The organism is Methanococcus vannielii SB (assembly GCF_000017165.1).
In the GTDB taxonomy this organism is placed as follows: domain Archaea; phylum AGJL01; class Methanococci; order Methanococcales; family Methanococcaceae; genus Methanococcus; species Methanococcus vannielii.
Genome location: NC_009634.1, coordinates 358,457 through 383,442 on the forward strand (window position 1 = coordinate 358,457; position 24,986 = coordinate 383,442).

27 protein-coding genes are annotated in these 24,986 nt (G+C 32.5%); 5 read left to right on the forward strand and 22 right to left on the reverse strand.

The features are described from left to right. Positions 1–8: 8 nt before the first annotated feature. The 8 genes from MEVAN_RS01595 to MEVAN_RS01630 form a co-directional block, all read right to left on the reverse strand. Positions 9–761, reverse strand: coding sequence for an ATP-binding protein (locus tag MEVAN_RS01595; protein WP_011972120.1), 753 nt, complete (start codon positions 759–761; stop codon positions 9–11). 10 nt (positions 762–771) lie between these two features. Beyond that, on the reverse strand, positions 772–2,151 hold the full coding sequence (gene cdhC, locus MEVAN_RS01600; protein WP_011972121.1) for a CO dehydrogenase/CO-methylating acetyl-CoA synthase complex subunit beta: 1,380 nt from the start codon (positions 2,149–2,151) through the stop codon (positions 772–774). Positions 2,152–2,163: 12 nt separating this feature from the next. Continuing rightward, positions 2,164–2,682, reverse strand: a complete 519-nt coding sequence (gene cdhB, locus MEVAN_RS01605; RefSeq protein WP_011972122.1) for a CO dehydrogenase/acetyl-CoA synthase complex subunit epsilon — start codon at positions 2,680–2,682, stop codon at positions 2,164–2,166. Between the two features lie 9 nt (positions 2,683–2,691). After that, complete coding sequence (cdhA, locus tag MEVAN_RS01610) at positions 2,692–5,031, reverse strand: CO dehydrogenase/acetyl-CoA synthase complex subunit alpha (RefSeq protein ID WP_011972123.1); 2,340 nt, start codon at positions 5,029–5,031, stop codon at positions 2,692–2,694. Between the two features lie 155 nt (positions 5,032–5,186). Continuing rightward, entirely contained in the window at positions 5,187–6,059 is an 873-nt protein-coding gene (locus tag MEVAN_RS01615) for a DUF166 domain-containing protein (protein ID WP_011972124.1), read from the reverse strand. A 27-nt stretch (positions 6,060–6,086) separates the two neighbouring features. Continuing rightward, positions 6,087–6,890: a 16S rRNA (adenine(1518)-N(6)/adenine(1519)-N(6))-dimethyltransferase RsmA gene (gene rsmA, locus MEVAN_RS01620; RefSeq protein WP_011972125.1), complete on the reverse strand. Its 804-nt coding sequence runs from the start codon at positions 6,888–6,890 to the stop codon at positions 6,087–6,089. Between the two features lie 11 nt (positions 6,891–6,901). Further along, on the reverse strand, positions 6,902–7,783 hold the full coding sequence (locus MEVAN_RS01625; protein WP_011972126.1) for an RsmD family RNA methyltransferase: 882 nt from the start codon (positions 7,781–7,783) through the stop codon (positions 6,902–6,904). Positions 7,784–7,999: 216 nt separating this feature from the next. Beyond that, on the reverse strand, positions 8,000–10,000 hold the full coding sequence (locus tag MEVAN_RS01630; protein ID WP_011972127.1) for a DNA topoisomerase VI subunit B: 2,001 nt from the start codon (positions 9,998–10,000) through the stop codon (positions 8,000–8,002). Between the two features lie 272 nt (positions 10,001–10,272). Here MEVAN_RS01630 and MEVAN_RS01635 point away from each other — a divergent pair, with 272 nt between their 5' ends. The 4 genes from MEVAN_RS01635 to MEVAN_RS01650 all read left to right on the forward strand — a co-directional run bounded on the left by MEVAN_RS01635 (position 10,273) and on the right by MEVAN_RS01650 (position 14,101). Continuing rightward, positions 10,273–11,037, forward strand: coding sequence for a D-aminoacyl-tRNA deacylase (locus MEVAN_RS01635; RefSeq protein ID WP_011972128.1), 765 nt, complete (start codon positions 10,273–10,275; stop codon positions 11,035–11,037). Between the two features lie 157 nt (positions 11,038–11,194). After that, a complete protein-coding gene (gene larB / locus MEVAN_RS01640; protein ID WP_011972129.1) occupies positions 11,195–11,962 on the forward strand; it encodes a nickel pincer cofactor biosynthesis protein LarB in 768 nt (255 codons plus the stop codon). 1 nt (position 11,963) lies between these two features. After that, positions 11,964–13,466, forward strand: coding sequence for a DUF2226 domain-containing protein (locus tag MEVAN_RS01645; RefSeq protein ID WP_011972130.1), 1,503 nt, complete (start codon positions 11,964–11,966; stop codon positions 13,464–13,466). A gap of 113 nt (positions 13,467–13,579) precedes the next feature. Beyond that, the gene (locus MEVAN_RS01650) at positions 13,580–14,101 is read left to right on the forward strand and encodes a hypothetical protein (RefSeq protein WP_011972131.1); all 522 of its coding nucleotides are present in this window, start codon (positions 13,580–13,582) and stop codon (positions 14,099–14,101) included. Between the two features lie 113 nt (positions 14,102–14,214). On the opposite strand, the gene MEVAN_RS01655 is transcribed toward MEVAN_RS01650, so the two are convergent. The 6 genes from MEVAN_RS01655 to MEVAN_RS01675 form a co-directional block, all read right to left on the reverse strand. Continuing rightward, positions 14,215–14,415 carry a helix-turn-helix transcriptional regulator gene (locus MEVAN_RS01655; RefSeq protein ID WP_011972132.1) on the reverse strand — a complete coding sequence of 67 codons (201 nt, stop codon included), beginning with the start codon at positions 14,413–14,415 and terminating at the stop codon, positions 14,215–14,217. Next, positions 14,412–14,798, reverse strand: a complete 387-nt coding sequence (locus MEVAN_RS01660) for a hypothetical protein (protein WP_011972133.1) — start codon at positions 14,796–14,798, stop codon at positions 14,412–14,414. Before MEVAN_RS01660 ends, MEVAN_RS01655 begins: the two co-directional genes overlap by 4 nt. Before the next feature lie 233 nt (positions 14,799–15,031). Beyond that, positions 15,032–15,175, reverse strand: a complete 144-nt coding sequence (locus tag MEVAN_RS08980; protein WP_198002521.1) for a hypothetical protein — start codon at positions 15,173–15,175, stop codon at positions 15,032–15,034. 14 nt (positions 15,176–15,189) lie between these two features. Continuing rightward, positions 15,190–15,546 carry a plastocyanin/azurin family copper-binding protein gene (locus MEVAN_RS01665; protein WP_156769204.1) on the reverse strand — a complete coding sequence of 119 codons (357 nt, stop codon included), beginning with the start codon at positions 15,544–15,546 and terminating at the stop codon, positions 15,190–15,192. Between the two features lie 71 nt (positions 15,547–15,617). Continuing rightward, a complete protein-coding gene (locus MEVAN_RS01670; RefSeq protein WP_011972136.1) occupies positions 15,618–16,205 on the reverse strand; it encodes a lysine exporter LysO family protein in 588 nt (195 codons plus the stop codon). Beyond that, entirely contained in the window at positions 16,202–16,450 is a 249-nt protein-coding gene (locus MEVAN_RS01675; protein ID WP_011972137.1) for a hypothetical protein, read from the reverse strand. Before MEVAN_RS01675 ends, MEVAN_RS01670 begins: the two co-directional genes overlap by 4 nt. A 217-nt stretch (positions 16,451–16,667) precedes the next feature. On the opposite strand from MEVAN_RS01675, the gene MEVAN_RS01680 reads away from it, so the two are divergent. After that, positions 16,668–17,888, forward strand: a complete 1,221-nt coding sequence (locus tag MEVAN_RS01680; RefSeq protein ID WP_011972138.1) for an Nre family DNA repair protein — start codon at positions 16,668–16,670, stop codon at positions 17,886–17,888. A gap of 56 nt (positions 17,889–17,944) precedes the next feature. Here the strand turns inward: MEVAN_RS01680 and trpA are convergent, their stop codons facing one another. The 8 genes from trpA to MEVAN_RS01720 all read right to left on the reverse strand — a co-directional run bounded on the left by trpA (position 17,945) and on the right by MEVAN_RS01720 (position 24,959). After that, the gene (gene trpA / locus MEVAN_RS01685) at positions 17,945–18,724 is read right to left on the reverse strand and encodes a tryptophan synthase subunit alpha (protein WP_011972139.1); all 780 of its coding nucleotides are present in this window, start codon (positions 18,722–18,724) and stop codon (positions 17,945–17,947) included. After that, positions 18,725–19,909 carry a tryptophan synthase subunit beta gene (gene trpB, locus MEVAN_RS01690; protein WP_011972140.1) on the reverse strand — a complete coding sequence of 395 codons (1,185 nt, stop codon included), beginning with the start codon at positions 19,907–19,909 and terminating at the stop codon, positions 18,725–18,727. Continuing rightward, complete coding sequence (locus MEVAN_RS01695; protein WP_011972141.1) at positions 19,906–20,532, reverse strand: phosphoribosylanthranilate isomerase; 627 nt, start codon at positions 20,530–20,532, stop codon at positions 19,906–19,908. Before MEVAN_RS01695 ends, trpB begins: the two co-directional genes overlap by 4 nt. Positions 20,533–20,553: 21 nt before the next feature. Then, complete coding sequence (locus MEVAN_RS01700; RefSeq protein ID WP_011972142.1) at positions 20,554–21,153, reverse strand: aminodeoxychorismate/anthranilate synthase component II; 600 nt, start codon at positions 21,151–21,153, stop codon at positions 20,554–20,556. Next, positions 21,134–22,453 carry an anthranilate synthase component I gene (locus tag MEVAN_RS01705; RefSeq protein ID WP_011972143.1) on the reverse strand — a complete coding sequence of 440 codons (1,320 nt, stop codon included), beginning with the start codon at positions 22,451–22,453 and terminating at the stop codon, positions 21,134–21,136. Before MEVAN_RS01705 ends, MEVAN_RS01700 begins: the two co-directional genes overlap by 20 nt. Beyond that, positions 22,446–23,411 (reverse strand): anthranilate phosphoribosyltransferase, encoded by a 966-nt coding sequence (gene trpD, locus MEVAN_RS01710; RefSeq protein ID WP_011972144.1) that lies wholly within the window; start codon positions 23,409–23,411, stop codon positions 22,446–22,448. The genes MEVAN_RS01705 and trpD overlap by 8 nt, the downstream gene beginning before the upstream one ends. After that, positions 23,411–24,100, reverse strand: coding sequence for an indole-3-glycerol phosphate synthase TrpC (gene trpC / locus MEVAN_RS01715; protein ID WP_011972145.1), 690 nt, complete (start codon positions 24,098–24,100; stop codon positions 23,411–23,413). Before trpC ends, trpD begins: the two co-directional genes overlap by 1 nt. Before the next feature lie 460 nt (positions 24,101–24,560). Then, the gene (locus tag MEVAN_RS01720; protein WP_232179327.1) at positions 24,561–24,959 is read right to left on the reverse strand and encodes a DUF2085 domain-containing protein; all 399 of its coding nucleotides are present in this window, start codon (positions 24,957–24,959) and stop codon (positions 24,561–24,563) included. Between the last annotated feature and the right edge of the window lie 27 nt (positions 24,960–24,986).

The window sequence follows — 24,986 nt, forward strand, 5'->3', positions numbered from 1 at the left end:
ACATCCAGTTAACCTAAAATTTTTTCAATAATTTTTGAAACGGAAATTACAGTATTTGAATCATCAGGAAGCTCAAATAATGGTTTTCCTTCCATATCATACTTGGAAGTAACTTCATCGTCATATACTACGCCTATAACATCGAGTCCAAAATCTTCAACTCTTTTAAGGATTTCTTCTTCATTTTCAGGCTTTATTCTATTTAAAACGAGATACAAGTTTTTAAAAGAAATATCAAGTTCTTTTGTAAGCTCCTGTATTCTTTTAGCAGTCAATATTCCTCGTTTAGAAGAGTCAGTAACTACAAGAAGTGTATCAACATTCTGAGTCGTTCTCCTGCTTAAATGTTCAAGTCCTGCTTCTGTGTCTATTACCACAATATCATAATTTGAAGAAACAGTTTCGATAATCTTTCTAAGCATGTTATTTACCGCACAATAGCAACCACTGCCTTCAGGCCTACCCATTACCAACATGTCAAATTTTGGGGTTTCAATAATAGATTCCATTACCCCATAATCAAGCATACCCCATTTATCCATTTCTGGCGAAGAATTTCCGGATTTAACTTCTTTTTTTAAGTTTTCCCTAACATCCCCAACCGTTTTTGTGACATCTACCCCAAGAGCTTCAGGAAGATTTGAATCTGGGTCTGCATCTATTGCGAGTATGTTTTTGCCTGTTTTTGCGAAGTTTCTAATTATTAAAGATGAAAGAAGGGTTTTTCCAACGCCTCCTTTCCCAGTAACTGCGATTATCATTTTAAACATCCTATTTCTTTGTTATGATAACTTTTTCAGCATATATCTTTGCATTTTTCAATATGATTTTTATTCCTCCTGACGTAGGAATTGCCATTTCAGGAACCTGTGCAAACTGAACCATTTCTGAATTTGATTCTTTTTCTTCTTCAAAAACTGTTTCAGGTTCTTTTTCAGTAGATTCTAATTCAGATATTCTCTTAATTACAGGATGATTCTTTTCGCTTAAGAATTTTTTCAAGTGATGGATACTTGAAACATCCTCCTCAGTTGCAATTTTTTCATGTAGTTCTTTGGGAATGTTCTCTAATATTTTTTCTTTTATTTCTTTTGGAAGCCATACTATTCGCTCATAGCCCCCATCTGCCTTTAAAAATTTAGGGGATCTCATGTATTCAACGCATAGCCCGGAAAATCCTTCAACCTGCTTCCCCCCAGAGCACTGGCCTGCCATTGCTGAAAAAGGTATCCCTAAAGGAGTATCCCCTTTAAAATCCCTGTGAACTACCCCAATACCATCAAGTTCAGGCATGTAAAATGCAACAGCTTCAAAGCACCCGCATGATGTGTGGGGATGCCCAAATATGCTGTGTAAATATACTTTATTAAAAGTGTGTTGAGAATTTTCTGCAACAGTATTGTTTAATGAGGTATATTCGCCAGTTACTGAATCTAATAACTCACCCTTTGGAATTTCAAATATTGGGCCCTCAGGATCAATTTTTGCAGCAGCCCTACAGTCAAACCAGTTAATGCCTCCACAAAGTGCAGGCCTATCGGGTGTAATTACGCATACGTGGGTAGGGGCAAAAGATTGGCACATAACACAGCCATAAAAGGAATCAACATCCTCCTCACTTAGATCTCTTGCCTTACTGTCTCTTTTTTCATATTCCAATTTTGCTTTTTCAACAAATTCTTTTACTTTTTCTTCTTCAGTCATTATCGTGACTGCTATTTCTTCAATAATTGGAAATTCATCTTTGAACATTATTGAAATAGCTTTTCCAAGGTGATTTAGTCCAAAACCCTTTTTATGGGAGTCCTTACTAACTCTGCACCAGATTTTGTCTCGCTGGTTTAAATGCATAAATCCCTGTACATAGTTACATATTTCGTGAATTCTTCGCTCAATTACTCCTTCAAGGTCTTTTTCAAGTTGTTTTCCAGAAACTTCCAATAAAATACCTAATGGATATATTTTACCTTCTTCCATGTCCTTAATTTCCGGGCCTACTACCGTAATTTTTCCATCTTCTACACTTTCGGAAACTAAAACAAGTTCTGCGCCAATTGACTTTGGGCCACCAAGTTCTACGAACATGTTTGCTGCCCTAATCCTTTCTCCTTCGTACATCGGACTTATTTCTACTGGTATATCTCCAAACATGAGGCATCCTCCTTAAATTTTTGACGTTTTTTCTAGGTATTTTATCCATTCAGAATCTGACATGTTAGGAAACGATGCATCAGCATTTGAATGAAAGAATTTACATAGTGTTAAAGTCTTTAAATGTGGTGCAAAGTGTTTTAATGAGGATAATCCTTGTGAAGCTAAATAATATGTAACTCCAATAAATAATACTAAGTCGTGAGAGCCTTCCCCATCAACGCCTTTCCATTCTGGGTCCTTCAATAAATTTACAATTTCAATAGCACCGTATCTTTTTGACTTAACGCCGTTTTCAGTAAGTGTTTTATACATATTACCGGTTGCAGCAACAGGTAAGTTCCAATTTTCAACAATGTCCTTACAGAATGAAACTATTTCTTTGTCTCCTTCAATAAGTGAGCCTATTACAAATAATGGCCGTTTAGCTTTTTTAAGCATCATTTTAGCAATTGCAGGGGTTAAAAGCATTGCATGCTTTGGACCCGCAATTACGGTTGGCTGCCAAGGTGTTGTTCTATCTCCATCCATTTTTTCACCTTATTTTTTCAAAAGCAAGGATGGTTCTTTTGGAGCTTCCCTTTGAACCCATTTTTTTTCCTTTAAGTTTTCCATTACGTCGTGTTTGTAAGTGATTGGAACGTCCCTTTCATTTCTTACAAATAATTCTAAATCTGGCGGTAATTCACCGAAATACCTCTTATATAAGTCAATATAGTGTGAAAGTTTTAGTTGCCTTCCTTTTGGGGTGTCATTTGGCCGTATACACATTTTTACAATACTTACTATTGCTTCTTCCATTGTTTCTGCAGCATACAGTAGATGTTCTGGAGCAGGTTCCCCTTGAACTACTTCCCCAGTTCTTAAATCATTTAAATCCCATAATTCCTTTTTATCTATTCTTCCAAGATGTAGTCGCCTATATTTTGAACTATGTGGCCCTAAAACTGCAGGAATACCCCACCGGTTAACTCCTGCGGCAATTGCTGCTGCTTTTTGAGAAAATGCTCCCCATGCAACTCCACATGCCCCAACCCTATTCAAAATATAGTCTGCAATTTCTTCAAAATTTCCTGAAAGTGGCTTTTTAGCAAAAATATTTGCAATTTTTATGCATGCTCCAGAAATGTGTGCATTTGAAACACAAGAACCCGCATTTGCAAGTCCCCCTGCATCAAAAATACCTTCATATCGTTCATAAAGAGTAAGTCCGTCTTCATCAACGTATTCTCCAATTGACATTGCAGCACAACCTGTCGCTACAACGATATATCTCCTTTTTAATAGCTCTTCAGCCATTTTAGCCATTTCAATGCCGCCATTTGGATAATTTGAACATCCAACAAATGCTACTACTCCCGGAATATCTCCTAAAACGATAGGGCCACCAACTTTTCTAATTTCAACGTCTTGAACTGGACCTCTTCCTGCTCGCATTTTGAATTTTTGATTTTTAACGTGGTGGTCTCCTGCTTTAGTTATAAATGAAACTAAAGGAAGCTTTCTTTCACATTCCTCTTCACATCGTCCGCATGCATAACACATATCATTTTCATAGAGTTTTGCAAGCTTTGTAAGGTCTCCTTTTGCTGCAGAAGTTACTGCATCCATTACAGGCCTATTATTTGGACATACTCTTACGCACCATCCACATTCAGTACATTCCTTTGCAAGCTTTGAAATTTCTGAAACGTCCGGAAGTGCTTTTATACTTTCTCTTCTTTTTGCAATTTTTTTAGCAACTTCTACTGCAACTTTTCCTACATTTTTTGGTTCAAGAATAAGTGCCCCGTCAATTTTTCCATTTACTAATTCACTTATAACTAAATCTGAGTCTTCCTTAGTCTTATCTGGAAGTCCAAGGCACATTTTATCCGTTGTTGCAATAACTACTGCGCCATTCTTTTTAGCTTCTTCTAATATATCAGTTCTAACGCACTGTTCATCTACGACAATAACGTCTGAAACACCACTTCGAATAAATTTAAGCTGTTTTGATAGTGGCCCGATAACCTTTGCAGCCGAATTATATCTTGTAATATCTATTGCAGTACAACATATACCACAAACTTCAACGTCTTCGTAAAGATCGTTGTCTTCGATATAGTCAAGTATTTCTGCACCCGGTGCTACGTTATGCCCAATACATAATATTACAGGTTTATCTTTATTTACGGTTCCAAGTCCAAGTTCAACTAATGGCTCATCACCGTCTCCTTTTGACATCCTGTATGCAATAATTTGTGCAATATCTGCAACTTCTCTTGCAAGGTCATCCATAATACCTGCATGGAATGTTTTTGATTCAAAATCAAGAGAACTTCCTTCCTGACCCGTATGGCATGCAGAAAGAAGGTGAGTTAACTGTTCTTCAACGTAAGCTAATGATTCTTCAAGGTCACCTAAAGTCTCAGGTTTTTTACCAATTAAAGTTCTTATAATTGGAGCTTCTATGTCAATATTTTTGCCAAGGTCTATTGGCTTATCTCTACCGTGCATGTGTATTACATGATGCAGTAAGTGCCTTGCATGCCCCGCATGAGCTGCAGTTCCGATGCATGATGCCAAAAGAACTGTTCTTGCCTGTTGTGCTTCTGCATTGATTCCACATGCTCCTTTTTTCCCTAAAAGGTCACACTTTCCATAAGTACATAAACAACACATATCACAAAAAGGTGCGTAAAAAGGAGGATACCTCTTTAATAATTTAAAATCCCAAGATCTAAGATCCGTTACACTTGGTTTTGGCGTAGGCCCCATTGGTTCATCAAGCTTAGATTTAGCAGATTTACCATCAGAAACTTCTCCAATAGATATTTTAAGATTTTTGGTATTCCAAAAATTGTCATCAAGTTTTTTAGCCGTCTTTTCAAATGCCATGACCATCACCAGAATTGTCATGATTTATAATGACTTTTTTTTGTATATATAGTTTAACATTAAACTTGATACTAAAATGTGAAAAAATAGCATATTTTAAATCTTAATTTAGTTAAAATCTATTTATTTTTAAAATAAATATTATTATTTAAAAATTAACTATACTTTAAAGAGATTATTGCATTAAAGGGGCATTCTCGAATACATTTCATACATAGGCCACAGTATAAATAATTAATTTTTGCAGTCTTATCGATTATTTCTACTGCCTTTTCACCCATTTTAACTACGGGGCATATATTATAGCATTTAAACCCGCATTCTACCCCCTTGCAATTAGAATTTACGTTTAAAACCATGTTTGAAAATCCTAAAGATTTTTTAACTGCTTCTTTTATTTTATAACCTGCAAGATGCAGTATTGTATCAGAAAACTCGTTATCAAACTCCATCGATGCTAAGCAGGGGTAATTATGTAATTTATTTCCTGACTCAATTTCTGCTTCATTTAATGGATAACCAGTTAAATTTTCTGCAATGTATTTTGTAGAACCGCAAGGAGCATTTCTATGTACAATTACTGATTTAATAAATTTTTCCCCGATTATTTCAATTTTTGGAGCTCCAAAATATTTTACAAATTCATCAATATAAATATCACCAACAGGTTTCAAAGAACAGAATGGCTTTGGAAATACACATTTTACATTTAAAAGGCTTTCAGTAATTTCAGATCGTATGCCAAACGGTAACTGCTTTTGAGAATGTGATTCAATTATTACAGATTTTGCACCGGTTTTGTTAGCAATTTTACAGGTAACTAAATTAATATCGCCGTGTAACCCAGTTACTACCAGTAAATCACATTCTGGTAAATTATCTGGGACGTAATTTTCAATATCTTCGATATATTCGGGTAAATTTTCTTCAAATTCATAAACTGATATAATATTTGGTGCAAATTTGGTTAAAATATTATTTAAAACCCGTTCACCGTAATTTCCAGAGTATAACACGATAATTCGCATTTAAACCACCTGTTAACCATTATTTCATTATTTTTTTGAAATTATATTCAGGTACAATATATTGCTTAATTCCCCAATTTTTTCAGGCGCTAATTTAAAAACCCGCTCTGAAAAGTCAAAATCAAGTTTAATGTTTTCTAAAATTTCTTTTAAACGTTCTCGTTCAATATTCATTTCATGACTTGAATCAATTAAAGCACGTTTTACAGTTCTATTTCTATGCTGGAATATTGCATTTAAAACGTTTCTAAAAAATTCTTCATTTTCAATATGGAATAAAGGTTCCCGCTTAGTTAGTTTTACAATTGCAGAATTTACGTCCGGTTTTGGTGAAAAAGCAGTGGGTGGAACCTTACAAATAAATTCAACATCGGAGTTATACTGTATAGAAACACTTAATCTACTATATTCATCTGTATCGGGTTTTCCAATCATTCTTTTCGCAAATTCGTACTGATACATTAAAACTGCAACGTCAAAGTCATTTTCTAAAAACTTAAAAGTTATTGGCGAAGAAATTTGATATGGTAGATTTGCAACGATTTTATTAAATCCAAGTTCTTTTAAATCAACTTTTAGAGCATCATTCCAAATTACTTTAACATTTTTAAATTCAGACATTATCTGGTTTGCAAAAGGTTCAAGTCGCATATCCAATTCAATTACGTATACAAATTTTGCTAGTTTAGCAAGTTCTTTTGTAAGAGCCCCTTCTCCAAGACCTACTTCTAAAACAATATCGTTTTCAGTTATATCCGCACTTTTAATCGCTTTTTTAACAAAATTTTTATCTTTTAAAAAACACTGCCCTAATTTTTTAGATTGCTTCATTATTTCACTTATTATATAATTACTACTTGTTTAGAGATTTTTTTTGCCTTTTCAATGAAATTTATGGCGTTCATGTGTGGAAAAAGGTCGATAAAACACACGTCACAAGTAACATCCAGTTCTAAAAAATCTGAATGTATAATTTCAACTTTATCAAACACATCATCACCAAAGTTTAATTTCAAATTATATATAACATCGTCTAACGCATTTTTGTTAATATCTGAAAAAATTACCTTTTCTGCACCTTTTTTTAATGCTGCCATTCCAAGAGTTCCAGAACCACAAAAACCATCGAGTACAACCTTTTCCTTCAAATTTAAACTGTCAACTTTTGCAATTTTCGGGTTAAATAGCCTTGGAAATTCAATATGGACTTTTGACTGGTTTTTACATACCATTACACAGTTTGAAATGGATTTCAAGATAAATACATCACATCTAAAGTCATTTCCAGCTAATAGTTCGTTTACCTCGTTAGAATTGTCTGAAATTTCGAAATTATCTCTTGATTGTTTTGAAATAACGCCTTTAACTTCAGGTATTTTTATAATTTCTTCTGCACATTTTCTTGAGACATTATTCATGATAATTAGTTCATTTTCTAAAAGCGATGGAAGGTATTTTAAAGGATAACCAATTTCAATAAGCGGAGTTCCTGCATCTTTTAAACAAATACTATCAGTATTTTTTTCAATTTCCCCAAAATCCATCATTACGTTTAAAATATCAATCATTACATCATCAATTTGGACTTTTCCACATACACATTTTCTTTTTCGGTTGACTAATTCCAATTCGTTTAGTGGCTTATTTTTAAAAATTGGAGTATTGCAGTCATTACATGGCCTATAGTGGTTTAATTTTTCAATAACTTCTCTTCTTGATATCACTAAAACCCCCCCTATAAATCTCCTGAAAATAAATTTACGTAAAAATTTTACGTAGTAAAAAATTTAGAATATAATAAATATAAAAATTAATGTATAAATAATAGCCATAATCGTTTTTAAAGTATCGAGTAGCTAAATTAAACTTAAATGGCAATATAGAAAAAATAGTAAAATAATTAAAATGTAAAAATAGTAAAAATAGTAAAAGTAGTTAATTTATCTTAAAAGATTAATTATATTTGACTCTATCTCCTCTTTCGACCGTCCAGTAATGCTTGAAAGTCCCTCTGCAAATATATATGCATATTTTATTACATATTTTTTCTTTTGTTCTTCTTCTTTTTCACGCCTTACCCTTGAAATATGTGTATCAAGCTCCCTTGCACATATCATTAATGATTGCCTTACTTCATTAAAAATTTCTTCGTTTTCTTCTGAGCCTGTTGCGATTGCTTGTTTTCCAGCAGATGTATAAGGGATATGTGTTGAAATGAGATTCACAAATATCGTTACAGGGGCATCTTCATCACTTCTAAGTCCATATCTTTTCCAATTTACACTTTTAACAGCGTTTGTAAGCCCGCAGCCTGATGTATCAAATAATAATGGTACGTGATTTGAAAATCTCATTATTTCCATTTTTTTGGAGTCTTCGCCACTTCTCCCGGCATTACCCCCATATGCAAGCCCAACTTCGACTGCAAATGGAATTCCACCTTTATATGTTTTTGGTTTTCGCGTAAGGGTTTTCAAAAATTCTGGAGTTAGTGTTTCAAGTGATTTTTCAATATTTTCTTCACCAATTGGCCTTAGTCCAATTGTGGATGGAGCCATAAAGTCCATATCCTGTAAAACATTTACAATAATTTCTGAATCCGACCACGTCATTTCTCGGGGGGTTTTTTTCAATAGGTCTTTTATTGATTTTCGGTATTTTTCAAGCTCTTCTTCAGAAACCATTCCAAGGTCGGTAAGCGCTTTTACAAAATCTTCAGGCGATTTTGTAATTGTTTTTAGCTTTCGCCTAAATTCTTCAAGAAGCGATGCATTTAAATAATTTTTCTCTGCAAACTCCATGAAATTTTCAGGTTTTTTCTTAAAATGGTTCTTATTTTCTTTTAGCTGTTCGTCATCCAATTTTTGAATCAGGTATTCGACAACCAGATACTTTAAACAGTACGTTTTAAGTTCAGATAATCCCTCAGGAAGGCCATTAATTAACATTTTTACGTCTTCTATTTCTTTTTTATCCAAATAGTGGCCATATATCTCAAAATATTTAGTAAAATTAAAATTCAGGTAACATCCAACAATGGTATCCCAAAAAACACTCTTTCGATAATTTTCTAAAAGTTTATCCCTTAAAACATAGTCTTCAAGATCCCTTATTCGTTTCATTGTAACTCTTGAAAGTTCACTATTTAGCATGCTTGAAATTCTTGAAGAATCCGTTTTTCTTGAAATATGGAGTAATTCATCAGTTGTTAATCCATAAGGGTGTGGTTTCATTACTTCCGGCCTTTCAGGAATTACAGTTACTGTTCTTTCAAATATTGTTGTTTCTTCAGGATCTATAAGGGTAATTTTGGCATGAGGTGTCGATAAACTTATCCTTCTAAGGTATTCGTACGGCCCTTGCTCTCTTCTATTATAGGTTACTTCCTTAAATTCACCTTCTACGCGTGTTCCCCTAAAATAGCCCTCCCTTATTTTATGGGCTACAATATCCCCTTCGTTTTTTTCAATGCTCATTTTAATTTCCATTTCATGGATTTTTCCAGTTCCAGTGGAAGTTGTAATTTTTAAAGGCCTTCCAGTAGTCATTTGGGAAAATAATAAAACTCCCGCTGCACCAATACCTTGCTGACCTCTTGACTGAACCAGCCTATGAAGCTTTGAACCTGCAAGCATCTTACCAAATACCTTTGAAACATATTCTGGAGGAATTCCTGGCCCATTATCCTCAATTATAACTGTAAATGTTTCAGAACCTACTTTTTTAACTTCAACTAGAATTTCTGGCAATATTTCTGATTCTTCACATGCGTCCATGCTGTTTGTTACAAGTTCATGAACAATCGTGGTCATGCTTCTCAATCTTCCACTATAACCTAGCATGTGCTTATTTTTTCTGAAAAATTCAGAAATTGAGTGTTCTTTAAATTCATCAAATAAACTTTTTTCAGCTACTAAATTTTCAATATTTTCTTCAACCATTAAAATCACCACAGCCAAAATATAAACTGGATAAAATAAAACTATATGAGTAATAATGAATGGTAAAACACAAAAATCAAAGTTTTTTACCAAGTAGATAAGAATATCCTTCTTAATTATTAGAGGCCAGGTATATATTGTTATTGATGTTATTATTGAGGTAATTACTGACAGTTAATAACTTATTTAAATAATATTAAAGTACTAAAAAATTAATTGAATTCTCATGCTTTTTAAAAACATCAAGATAATAGTAAACTAAGGCGGTTAAAATGAATTACCTATTAATTTCTTCAAAAAAAGACCCTGCAAGTCAAAACATTAAACGGCATTTGGAAAATTATGGATATTTCGTTCATGAACTTGAAAAAAAGTCGAACACATCCAAAAAATCCGATTTTCACGATTCTAGCCTTTATGTATTTTTATCAAAACATAGAAGTGAAAGTAAAAAACCGACTTTAACAGTCCATACTCCGGGAAATTTAACAAAAGATAATTCACATGGCGGAAATCCTGAAGAAATATGCCATTGTAATCCAGTATTTAATACATTACTCTTACAAAACATTGATAAATATAATTCAATGGAAGAATACCAAGAATTAGGCTTTGAGGTCAGTTTTGAGGTACTACACCATGGGCCAACAGATTTAAATGCACCATCCGCATTTGTTGAGATCGGAAGCAGTGAAATGCAGTGGCAGATAAATGACGCAGCAGAAATAATTACAAACGCACTGATTGATACTATAAATGCAATTAGTTACGGAGATTTTGAAGAAAAAGAAAAGATAATTGGCCTTGGTGGAGGCCATTACTCCCCAAAATTTACAAAACTTGCATTAAAAAATGAATATCATGTTGGTTATTTAACGCCAAAACATGCAAAACTTTCTGAAAATATTTTAAATCAACTAATAACCAAACAATCTTTTGATTTTGTTACAATAGATTGGAAGGGACTTTACGGAGAAGATAAAAAAATATATATAGAATTCTTTGAAAAATTTGAAATTCCTTGGAAAAGAGTTTAAAAATACAATTAATACATTAATCTCTTAAAAAATCATTATTGAATATGTTTAATCTTAAAAACTTAGAGTTTTAAAATTAAAGTTTTAAAAAACTCAAACAATTAAAAATTAATAGTATTAAAAATTATATATTTAATAGTTTAATTTAGGTATGATCATGAGAGAAATACTTGAAAAGTTTAAAAATGGATTAATAAGTTTTGAAGAAGCTGAAACAAAACTAAAATTGAATTATTTTGATGAAGTTGAAGATTTCTGTAAAATTGATACAAACAGAAAACTTAGAACTGGAATTCCAGAAGTAGTTTATGCGGAAGGAAAACGTTTAGAAGATGTTGTAAAAATACTAAAAAAATTAGCTGTTAAAAATGGAACGGCACTTGCAACACGAATAAAAGATATTGAAGAACTTAAAAAATATTTTGAAGACGATACAGAACTGATTTTGGAAATAAATGAACTTGGAAGAACTGCTACGTTAAGACTTCCAAATTATACTATTAACAAAACAGAGAAAATTGGCATACTTGCAGCAGGAACTTCTGATATACCGGTTGCAGAAGAAGCATTTGAATCTGCAAAATTAATAGGGTGTGAAGTAATAAAAAATTATGATGTAGGAATTGCCGGAATTCACAGGCTTTTTAACCCCATTAAAAAAATGATTGAAGAAGACGTATGTTGTATTATTGTTGTTGCAGGTATGGAAGGGGCACTTCCCTCAGTTGTATCGTCACTTGTAGATATACCCGTAATTGGAGTTCCAACTTCGGTTGGATACGGATTTAAAATGACACCATTATTTACGATGCTTCATTCTTGTAGTCCAGGTCTTGTTGTAGTAAATATGGATAACGGGTTTGGAGCAGGCGTTTTTGCAGGACTTATTGCATCAAATATATCCAAAAGAATAAAAAAGGGGTAAAATGGATATCATTGAAGGAAAATTCGTGAAAATGGGATCTGATTATAATGAAATTTTTGATGGACTCCCAAATAATTTTTTAGGTTATATCCGGGTTTCTATGAAAATTAACGGGGGCTTCAAAGAAGGATACTTATTTTTAAAAGATAAAAAGATTATCGGAGGGTATTCTAACTTTGAAGAAGAGCTTTTTGGAAATTCTGCAATTATAAAAACCCAAGAAATAGCTAAAAAGAGTTCCATTATTGATATTTTTTTATATACTGAACAGATGTTAAATATGATGGAAAATACTAATAATAAGGTGTTTTCCACGGTAAAAAATTCTGAAAAAGTAGAACCAAGTAAAAATGTCAATTTAAAAACTCCAAATTCTGTAAAAATTTCAATTCCTGAAGGAAATCCCATAAAACTTGGAATTTACGAAAACTACGAAGACTATTTTAAAAAATACTCCATTCTTGAAATTTTTAAAAAGGTTGAAGGAGGATATTTAAGAGGATATATTGCATATAATGGAAAAATTCCTGTTTGTGCCATATATGTATCTCAAAATAGTATCAAATTTGGAAATTCTGCAATGTTTGAATTTAAAAAAATGATTGATGAAAATGAAGACCTTGTTTTTGATGTTTACGAATACAGTAAATCAAAAATAGATTATTTTATTGAATCATATCCTGAATCAGAAGTCTTTTTTGATAACGTAAAAAATTTTGAAACGGTAAAATCTACATTAAAAGTAGAAAATCAAAATGAAAGTACTGAAAAGAATTTAGATAATTTAAACTCTTTTGAAAAACCTAAAATTGAAGAAGAAAGTATTTCGAGAGACGAATTAATGAAAAAACTTGGAATAAAGACTGTAAATGATGAAATGATTGAAAATTTACTTGAAGATATATTTGAACCAACTAAAATTGAATTAGAATCTATTAAAGCGGAATTATTAGAAAAAATAACCGAATATCTTAAAAATAATAATGAAATTTCAGAATTTAACGTTAAATTGGCCATAACGTATGATAAGGAGTTTAATGCAGATTGTAATGTTTATGCTACTTTAAAATATGATTCTAAAAATTTAGAATCAAAATTAAATCCTGATATCCTAAAATTAGAAATTAAAAATATATTTAATAATTACGTAATTGATATTAATCCCGATCTAACCATAAATACTAAGTTAGAAAATAATGCGTCCATTGAAAAAAGTGTTGAAGACCTTGAAAATATTATTAATGGCGAAATATCCGGATATCTTAAAAATTCTAGCGAAGTATCTGAATTTGAAGTTTATTTAAAAATAAAGAATGAAGATGGATATGTTGCCAATTGTTCAATAACAATAGTTCCTGCAAAAATGTTTGGAATTATTAAAAGCAATCCGGATATTGAAAAAATTAAAAAATATGTTTTTGAAATAATAAATACATATAATATTAAAATCGATTTTTTAAATGTTAAAGTAGATAAGATTACAACCTCAATTAAGAACAAATAAAAATAGTTAAATATGTCTTGGATGTAAAAAACTATTAGATTCAGTATTTCTTTATTGTTTATTACATTTGTTGCATTTAAAATTTATTAAATACCATTTTAGGGGGGAAATTTATGGAAAACCTTACATTGTTTACCGTATCTCTTGGTGCAGGGTTTTTAAGTTCATATTATACTCTTTTAAAATTAAAAAAGGATAAAAAAAATCTAGAAGTTAAAGAGCATGCAGAACTTGAACTTGAAGTAATAGCCGGACTTCAAAAGTTAAAAACACGTGCAATCTCAGAAAATCCTAAAAAAGCATCTGATAGGTATGACCTTTTAGAAATTGCTCTTTATCATGATATTTTAGATATCACAGTTGTTAACGAAGAAGGTTTACCTATTGTATCAACATTAATGGATCCTGACGATGTGTCTGGCCAATACAGTGGAATTTTTCAAACAATAAATAAAGTCATCGGAAACGTTTCAAAAGCAAGTGTAAAATCTGGCGATGAATACATATATATATCAACAATTGAGAAGAATGAAATGCCTTTCTATATTATTGCAAACTCAAATATTGAAATGAGTCCAATGGAAGAAAAAGAACTTCAGTCAAAAGTTTTAGGAATTCTTGACCAGTATCTTTAAAATTTAGGCAAATGATGATGTTATCCCCGGCTGAGATTTGTGATGAGCCATTATTATGATCTGCTGATGCCTATTTTTTATTAAAAATTTTTATTTTTATGTTTTCTATTTTTTTATTCGTCTTCATCAAAAATAAAAAGCTCATCTATTGTCGAATTTAGAGTTTTTGCAATTAAATACGCAAGTTTAAGTGAAGGGTTATATTTTCCTTTTTCAAGAAAATTTATCGTTTCTCGTCTTACACCAACCTTTTTTCCCAATTCCTCCTGTGTAATATTGTATTTTGCCCTAAATTCTTTTATTCTTGTTTTCATTCAATATCGCCCATTTTTTTAAAGTAAGTTTGAAAAAGTAGCGCACTAATAATCATTACAAAATAAATCAGTCCAATTACTTGTTGAATAGTTATTTCAAGCCATTTGAAGTAATCTATCCAAAATATCAGGGTTATTATTAAAAATGTTGTAACCCATGAATAGGCAAGTCCCGCATTTGCAGTTTTTCGTATTCTTTCATCTTTTGAAGGAATTTCGCGATATTTTATGTGGTAATACAAATTATATACTACCAAAATAGCTCCCAAATTTATAAGAACTATTGTTATCAGTTTATCAATTTCAAACATGTATTCGAGAAATATTCCAAAAAGCATTGTTAAAAATCCCAAAATCAACCTAGTTTTATATTTACTTTCCATAAATATCACCTAAAGTTCAGATTTTTTAAAACGATTATTTTGAAGCCTTTTTTAAATGTTTAAATATTTATTTTATCAGAGTATCTGTTAATTAGTTTAAACATTATATTAATTATTTCTAACATAATGTTAGATATTAATAACATAAAACTATATAAAACTTACTAAAAATTTAATATAAATAAAAAAATTTAAAAGTAAAAAATAAAGAATAAAAAATTTAAAAAAAAGGATTATTTTTCTAATTTTTTAAATGCATCTTCTACCTTAATTTCAATGTACGAATTTTTGGTCAGGCATGTAGGACATGGATTTGGCCAATTTTTTCCATAATGGATGTCTTTACATACCTTACATTCAAAAAACTTTTTATCCATATTTTCCCCCATAATCAGTCCACTATAAAAATTGTTCCCTTAACATACTGGTGAGGCTTTGAATGATAATTATATACTCCTACATCATAGAAGGTATATTCAAAAGATACGCCCTTTGAAAGAAGTCCTGAATCAAAAATGCCTTCATCAGAGGTTACAGAGTGTCTTACACTGTCTTTTTGTAGCCACCTTACATTAGTGCCTTTTTTTAAAGTAATATTGTCAGGATTATATGAGAAATTTTCAATTAAAATAAAAGCACTGGTATTTATTATGCTATCACAGGGACTTTCATTTGTTTCATTCAATTCAAGCACCCCTAAAAATACAAGTGCCAAAACTACTGAAAATAAAAGTATATATTTTTCCACAGTTCCCCCCCCCAAAATAACCCTTAGAGTAATTTCTGTAAAAGATACTATAATAATATAGTATAATATAGTTATATTGGAAGCATCAAGATAAATGGAATTATAAATGGAATTAATAGTGTCAAGATAAATCCATGTACAAATGAAAGTATCATTATGTCTTTTCCGCCAAATTTAACGATTATTGGAAGAGTTGAGTCCATAGTAGTTCCCCCGCCAATTGCAATTGCCATATCTTTTGGGAATTTTTTAATTATAAAAGAATAGCCGATAATTGTAAAAATTTCCCTTGCTAAATTCACTAAAAATCCCATTACTCCATAAACTGCAGAATATTTCGCCAAAATTGGCCCGCAAAGGCTGTACCACCCCATACCTGAAGAAATTGCGAGCGCATATTTTAAAGGAATATCCAATACCAAAAATGCAACTACGCCCCCAATCAATGACCCGATAATTGTAAATAATGGAAGTAAAAATCCAAATTTTCCAACCTTTCTAACCCCTCTAAGCCCACTGCTTTTTCCAAGGTCAATTCCGATTAAAAGAATCTGGATATATAACATAATTTCGTACATATTTCCAAAGTCGATATTTACTAGTCTACCGACAATAAATCCAAGAATTAGTGCGATTAAAACTAAAATCGTGAAATTCATTTAAATCTACCTCCTAAAAATACTGCGGTGAGTAGACTTGTAATTATTACGATAATTGCAAATTCTATCGAAACTAAAAACGTTGAAAATGCATTTAATTCAACTTTTCCTGCTTCAATGCCCATGAAAAATATCAAAAGAAGGAGTGCCAAGTTAGTTGGTTTTGATAAATCTATTTTTTCGATTTTTTTCTTTAAAATATACCCGATAACAAGCCCGATTATTAAAATATATATTATATTCATAACTGTTGCCCCTAAGATTTAAGTTAAGACGTAATATCTGGTACGAATTATCATATATATCTTTGTAAAGCTCGTTAAATATATCTAAATCTTTAAAATTTTTGGAAATAATCTAAAAAAGGTTTAAATTTAGATACTTCGTAAATGTATTATAAAAAAAGTTTTTAAAAATAGATAATTTAAAAAATTAAACTTAAAAAAACTTAAAAGGGATTTTATGGAACTTTTCAGGTCAAAAACCTGCGCTCTTTGTAAGGGAAGAAAATTGATGTGCGGAAGGCCAAGATGCCCGATACTTGAAAAATTCAGGGTCGCAAAATCCGTTGAATCAAAAATCAATAAAAAAGAAATTTTTGGAGCGTCCCCGCCATCCGTATTTGTCGGGGAATTTGGGTACCCGAATGTTCGAATTGGCCCGATGGTTCCCCCAGTTGAAGGAGACACTTCATTTATGGATGATCCGAGCCGTTGGGAAAATGTAACAATCCTTGAAATAATGGAATACCGTTCAATGCTTGTAATGGGTGAAACCAACGCCCATGTTCAAGTTAAAAAAAATTTAAACTTTTTAACACATATTCAAGAACTTGCAATGGCAAATAAGCCCGTTGATAGTGAAATACTGCTTAAAAAAACACCAAAATTAGACTTGATTACTGGAGGATTTACGCCACCAGTTGGGCCTAGAGAAACCATGCTCAAGTTTAAACTCGCGGAAAACCCGAAAATTCCTAAAAAAACAGATTATATTGTAAACGACGAATTAAAGGCTAATGAGGGAATGATTTCATTATATGATTCTGGTTTTGACGAATATTATATTATTAAACTCCTTTCAACGGGGCTTTTAGGAGTAAATAAAAAGCTCGTTCCAACAAAATGGAGTATAACTGCAGCACAGGATTTACTTGGAAAATACGTGAAAAAAAGTATATTGGAGTACAGTCAAATCAACGAGTATGAAGTATACTTCAAAAATTTCCTTGGAAATAGGTACGCAGTATTATTAATTCCCGACATTTACGCATACGAAATGCTTGAAGTATGGCTTAAAGGGTCACTTTTTAGCGGAGAAAGTTATAATGTCTTATCTGACTTTGAAGATACTACTGGAATGAAGGGTTATGCTGACGAAATTACCGGCGCATTTTACGCATGTCGACTCAGTATCTTAGAGTACCTTAAAAAAAGGAAAAAACAGGCTAAAATTTTAGTATTTAGAGAAATTACGCCAGAATATTATGCGCCAGTTGGCGTATGGCAGATTCGAACCGGCGTAAAACTTGCAATGGAAAATAGGGTTGGTAGATTTAACAACTTAAAATCTGCGTTAGAATCAATAAAAAAACACCTTGAAGTTCCAATAGATGACTACAAAACAAAAAGTAAAATTTTAAAAAGCAACGATAGGCAGATTACCCTTGATAAATTCTTTTAATCACCCAATATTTTAAAATTATAAAATATTAAAATTTTTAATTTATTGTTTATTTTTTATTTATTTCTTTTTTCAAATCCTTTTTCGATTCCATTATGCAACTCTTTTGCGAGCTCTTCTAATTTAGTAATCGCTTCATTAGAGTCCCCGTATGTTTTAATAATATCAACAAAAGCACTTCCAACGATTACTCCATCAGCACCCTGTTCAATCAAGCTTTCAGCGTGAGTTCCTTTTGAAATTCCAAATCCAACACAGATTTTTCCCTTACAAGTTTTTCTCGCCCTTTTGATAAAGTCAAATGTCATCTGTTCAAACGATTCCCTTGCACCAGTTATCCCGAATGTTGAAATAAGGTATAAAAATTCAGTACTTGCTTCGTCTGACATTTTTAAACGTTCTTCTGGCGTGTTCGGTGCTGAAAGAAATACCGTTCCCATTTCGTGTTTTTTACAGATTTTTCGATATTCTGTTGCTTCCTGTAGCGGTAAATCAACAATAATAAGGCCGTTTGCTCCTGCTTCTTTTGCCTGAGTTACAAAGTTTTCAATTCCCCGGTTGTATACTGGATTATAGTAAGTCATCAAAATTACGGGAGTATTTGACTCTTTTCTAAATTCCTTTAATATTTCAAAGGATTTAGCAATTTTAAAGCCGTTTGATAATGCCCTGACATCTGCTGCCTGAATTGTAGCTCCATCTGCAACGGGGTCGCTAAATGGAATTCCGAGTTCAATTACGCCAGAATATTTATCAAGTGCTTTCATGAATTTTAACGTTGCGTCTGCATTTGGGTCCCCGGAAACTAAAAAACTAACTAATACAGGTTTATTCATTTACATCCCTCTTTTTTGCATTATGTCAATTACCGTGTTTAAATCCTTGTCGCCACGCCCTGAAAGGTTTATGACCATTATATCATCCTTATCCATGGTTCCCGCATTTTCAATTGCATAAGCTACTGCATGTGATGATTCCAGAGCTGGAATTATTCCCTCACTTCTTGTAAGTTCCATAAGTGCATTTAATGCCTGTTCATCAGTTGCTGATGCGTATTCTGCTCGCCCAGAATTGTGTAAATATGCATGTTCAGGGCCAATTCCGGGGTAATCTAGTCCTGCCGAAATACTGTATGCTTCTTCGATTTGACCATCTTCATCCTGTAAAAAGTACGAAAGCATTCCGTGAAGAACTCCTTTTTTTCCTTTTGAAATAGATGCACCGTGTAAGCTTGTATCAAGGCCTTTTCCAGCTGCTTCAATTCCGATCATCTTAACTTCCTTATCTGGAATAAATGCGTGGAATAAACCAAGTGCATTACTTCCGCCACCAATGCATGCAACTAAATAGTCGGGAAACCTTCCTTCCTGTTCCGTCATTTGTTTTTTAACCTCTTTTCCTATTACGGACTGGAAATCCCTTACAATAGTCGGGAAAGGATGTGGCCCCATAACAGTTCCGATTAAATAGTGCGTGTTTTCAAAAGTTGCAGTCCAGTTTCTCATTGCTTCGTTTACAGCGTCTTTTAATACTTTTGACCCAGTATCTACAGGAGTTACCTTTGCACCGAGAAGTTTCATTCTAAATACGTTTGGTTGCTGTCTTTCAGTATCAAGGCGCCCCATAAAAATTTCTGTTTCAAGTCCAAATAGTGCTCCTGCCATCGAAGTTCCAACACCGTGCTGCCCGGCACCAGTTTCTGCAATTATTCTTTTTTTGCCCATTCTTTTAGCAAGTAATGCCTGACCAATAGTGTTATTCGTTTTGTGAGCCCCGCCGTGAAGCAAATCTTCCCGTTTTAAGTAGATTTTTGCACCTCCAAGCTTTTTAGTCAGGTTTTCAGCGTAGTAAAGCGGAGTTTCACGCCCGGCATAATGTTTCAAATAGTAAGAAAGCTCATTTTGAAAATCTTCATCGTCTTTTAATTCAAAATACGCTTCTTTTAGTTCATCAATTGCAGGCATCAAAACTTCAGGGATAAACTGCCCACCAAATTCTCCAAAGTATCCTTCACACTTCATAATTTCACCGATTTTACATTTTCATAAAATTTTTTTATTAATCCTTCGTCCTTTGAATTTTTATTTTCAACTCCGCTTGAAACGTCAACTCCAAACGGCTTTACCTTTTTTATGATTTCAGACACGTTATCTGTATTGAGTCCTCCTGCAAGAACAATATCAAATTTTTTTGCAATTATCTGGCTAATCCTGTGATCGTGAACCATTCCACATCCTTTTCCAGTATCTAAAAGAATTCTATCAACTTCATACCGTTCAATATCCAAAATAATGTTTTCTGCATCAATTTCTGGGAATTCGCTCTTTTCAGGAATTTTAAACGATTTCATTATAAAACATCCGTATTCCTTTTTTATCGCTTCTACGGATTTTGAATCAATATTTGAATGCATCTGTAAATAATTTGTACCCGTTAATTCAATTATATTTTTCCATGCCAAAACTTCGGTAGTAGTTGAAACCGCAAATACAGGGATATTTGATATTTCTATAAGATTTTTTGCTGATTCAACCCCAATTTTTCTTTTTGAAACGCATTCTAAAATTACTCCTGTAAAATCCCCGTACTTTTCAATAATTTTCAGTTCGTTTGGAGTTTTTATTCCACAAATTTTTATGAACATCTTTTCACGTAAATTCCTTTTTTAGAATATTTCTTTTTTAGAATATTTGTAATCTTTACAAAATTTTACAAAATTTTCAATAATTTTTAAGCCTTCTTTTTCTTCAAATTCCGTCAATACGCTTTCAGGATGAAATTGAACCCCTTCAATTGGTTTTTCATTGTGTCTTATTCCCATTACCGCTCCATCTTCAGACATGGCAGTAACTGTAAAATTTTCAGGAACCTTTAAAACTGCCAATGAATGGTATCTTCCAGCAGTGAATGGGTTTTTAATATCTTTAAATATCCCTTTTGAGTCGTGCGTTACCAAACTCGATTTTCCATGAACTGGAGAAATTCTTCCAACTTTTCCACCAAATATGTGCGCAATTGTCTGGTGTCCAAGGCATACTCCAAGAACGGGTACATTCATTTCCAGTATAATTTCAGGGCAGTTTTCTACATCTTTTTTATTTTCCGGAGCCCCCGGCCCTGGTGAAATAATTATTCCATCAGGATTTAATTTTTTTAATTCAAAAATCGTGATATTATTTGGAACCACGCGTACATTATCATAAATCGATGCATAATCGGCCAAATTCCATACAAACGAATCTTTGTTATCGATTATTACTATCATTTTTAACACCCAATGCTTTCATCATTGCGGCCATTTTCCGCTCTGTTTCGTAGTATTCATTTTCAGGTACTGAGTCAGAAACTACTCCACCACCTGCCCTAACCCTACAAACACTGTCAATTTCGGCCATTCTAATTCCGATCGCCAAATCCGCATTTCCACTGTTTGAAAAGTAACCTACAGCTCCACCGTAGATTTTTCTTCTCGATTTTTCAATTTCATCGATAATTTCCATTGCCCTAAATTTTGGAGCCCCCGTTAATGTTCCTGCCGGAAATGCTGCTTCTATTGCATCAAATATTGTTGAACCGTTTTTCAATGTTCCAAGAACCTCGCTTTCTATGTGTTGAACATGGCTGTACCTTACAACGTCAAAAAATCTTTCAAGAATTATGCTTCCGGATTTTGAAACTTTTCTAACATCGTTTCTTGCAAGATCAACCAGCATCATATGTTCTGCTCGCTCTTTCTCGTCTTTTAAAAGTATTTCCGCCAATTTTTTAGTTTCATTTTCATTTTTTCCAATCGGCGCAGTTCCTGCAATCGGATTTACCTTTAAAACGTTGTTTTGAACTGATGCCATTGTTTCAGGGGATGCTCCAACTACATCTTTATCAAATTCAAGTAAAAACATGTAAGGGCTTGGATTGATATTTCTGAGATTTTGGTAGAGTTGAAATGCAGAAAATTCATTTTTTAATTGATATTCTCTTGAAGGAACGACTTGAAATGCATCCCCTGCGTAAATATATTCTTTTGCCCGTTCAACCATTTCCACGTATTCTTCAAAATTAGCGTCACATCCTAATACTTCAATTCCCCCGTCTTCTTGTTCGATTTTGAAGTTTTTTGCTTTTTCAACAGTTTTTTTAGCATTCGTTAATTCTTCAGCTGAATTATTTTCAGAGTGAAAGTAAAACTGCCTTGTAACGTGGTCATAAACATACATGTGGTCGTAATAACCAAATACCGAAGGTTCCTCGATTTTTCCGCCAATGTAGTTATGTATGCAGTCATAAGCAATGTATCCAACATATCCTCCTGTAAATCTATCGCCTTTTTGAGTAATTTTAAAGTTTTCTTTTAATGCTTTGAAGGGATTGCTTTCTTTTGAAATTGTTTCGTTATCCATTTTGGTTTTATTTCCAATTCTAAGCATGTATTCAGGATTTGAAGAAATGTAAGTGTACCTTGCATTAATTTGCCCCTTAGCTCTTGATTCAAGCATTACTGGATACTTTCCTTCATCCCTTAAAACCCCATAAAGTTTTAACGGGTTTACGTAATCCAATTTATACATTTTTTATCATCTCAAGCTTTTTAAGAACTTTTCCCGAATCTATTGCATTTTTTGCAATTTCAACACCTTCTAAAAAGTCAGAAACAATTTCTGATGCATAAAGTGCAGCTCCTGCATTCATCAATATAAAATTCCTATCTTCATTAATTTTTCCAGAAAATACATCAATTAACCGTCTTGCACTTTCATTTGGGCTTTCACAAGGAATTATTTTTGTATTTTCCAATCCAAAGTCTTCTGGCGTTATTTCGTAGGTTTCAAATTTTCCGTTGTATTCAGTTATCTTTGAAGCCCCGTTTGGATTTAACTCGTCAAGCCCATTTCCATTTATAACTAGTGCTTTTTTAACGCCGCCAACTTTTGATAGGGCATTTGCTACTTTTTCAGAAAGTTCTGGAGAATTTACCCCAAGTATTTGATATTTAGGATTTGCAGGGTTTGCTAAAGGGCCCAATATGTTAAATACAGTTTTTATTTTCAATTCACTTCTTACAGGCATTATTTTTTTAAGTGCTGGGTGGTATTTTGGAGCAAATAAAAATGCAAAATTTGTTTTTTCAATTGAAACTTTCGCTTCATCTGGATTTTCCAAAATTTTACATCCCAATGCCTCATAAACGTTTGCTGAACCGCTTTTTGAAGTAACTGAAACGTTTCCGTGTTTTGCAACTTTCGTAAAGCATGCTAATATTATCGAAACTGCTGTGCTAACGTTTATTGTTTTTGAACCATCTCCACCGGTTCCGCAAGTATCCGTAACTTCCCCTAAATCAATTTTAACCGCATTATCCCTCATTGCTTTTGCAAATCCTGCAATTTCATCAGCAGTAACGCCTTTTGTCTGTAAAGCCGTTAAATATGCTGCAATTCGTATTTCACTTTCCTCTAAAAGCATGTTAAATAATTCGTATGATTCTTCAAAAGTGAGGTTTTCACATTCTACAAGCTTATTAAGCATTATTTTCCCTCAACAAAGCTTTTTACGAATTCTTCTTGATATTTTGCTGTCATAAATGATGTTCCAATAAGTGCAGCATTAGCATGCTTTAGTGCCTGTTTTAAATCTGCTAGATTTGAAATTCCGCTTTCACTAACGAGTATCCTGTTCTTTGGAATTAAATCTGCAAGTTTTTCGGTTAAAGAAACGGTTCCGTCATCGAGTTCCAGTTTTGAAATGTCCCGATTATTTATCCCGATCATTGTTGTATTCGTATGTTTTGCAATTTCGATTTCTTCAGTGTTGTGCACTTCAACAAGGGTATCAAGCCCGCATTCAAGTGCAAAATCGACAAACTCTGCCGTTTTTTCTTTCAAAAGCCTTGCAATTATCAGTACAGTACTTGCACCTGCATTCGCAGTTTTTTCGATTTCATCTTTTGTAGTGATAAAATCTTTTCTTAAAACTGGAAGGTCGGTATTTTCGCATATCTTTTTGAAAACGTCAAAATTTCCATTGAAATGCTGTTTATCTGTAATATATGAAATTCCGACTACGTTTGCATCTTCGTATATTTTTAAAATATCAAGTTCAGATCTCCCGTTCAATAAATCACCGTATTTTGGAGAGTGAACTTTAATTTCCGCAATTATTGGGTTTTTACCAAAATTTTGTATGGCTCTCGCCTGTTTTTTAAACTCTATGGTCATATTATCCCCTAAAATTAAATCGTGATTAATCCATCAACTTAATCATTTGAATGTTTGAAAGTCCAATATACATTAATTATCTTAAATATATCGATTAAATGTATATTAAAATCTTTAAAGTTCAAATTATCAGTTAGAAAATACTATTCAAATTAGACTAAAGCGTCCACTAACAAATTACACAGTGATTACTGCCACCACTGGAATAAAACAACAAATTCAACTAAATTTAATTTAAATCCCGAATTATTAATAGTATTAAACTTTTGCGACAGATAATACGTCATTTTTTACCACCAATATGGATTTTATTGTTAATTATGGTACTAAAACTTTATTATTAATACATTTTAGAATTAATTTAGTATAAATAATTATCTAAAATTAGTAACTCCATTTTCAAATTTACATTGTTTTTAATTACTTTCAATTGATTTTAAAAGACTATTTTTTGTTAGAATTATCTTTTTTTTACCCTAAATGATTTAAAAATAGTTTTTATATCCTCTTTGGTAGTATTATTCATAACTTCCAAAAAAACAGGTAGTACATAAAATACAACGGTAAATCCAAATAATAATCCCGTCAAAAGCCTCATTAAATTGAAACTTTCCCTTAAACCAAAAAGTTGGCTTGTTCCATCAATTGCCATTGGTAAAAGTGATATTATCAGATACCATTTTGAAAGGGTTTTATAATTAATTATTCTACTAAATAAGGAGTAAATTACTAAACCTACCAAAAAACCAGTATATATTCCAAAACATCTTGCACAAACTGCCATTTTATGGTCAAAGATAAAATAAGACCTTTCAGAAAGCTGGTGGCACGTCATTGAATACATTTGATAAATAATCATGGAAATTACGCTAAAAAATGGCGAATC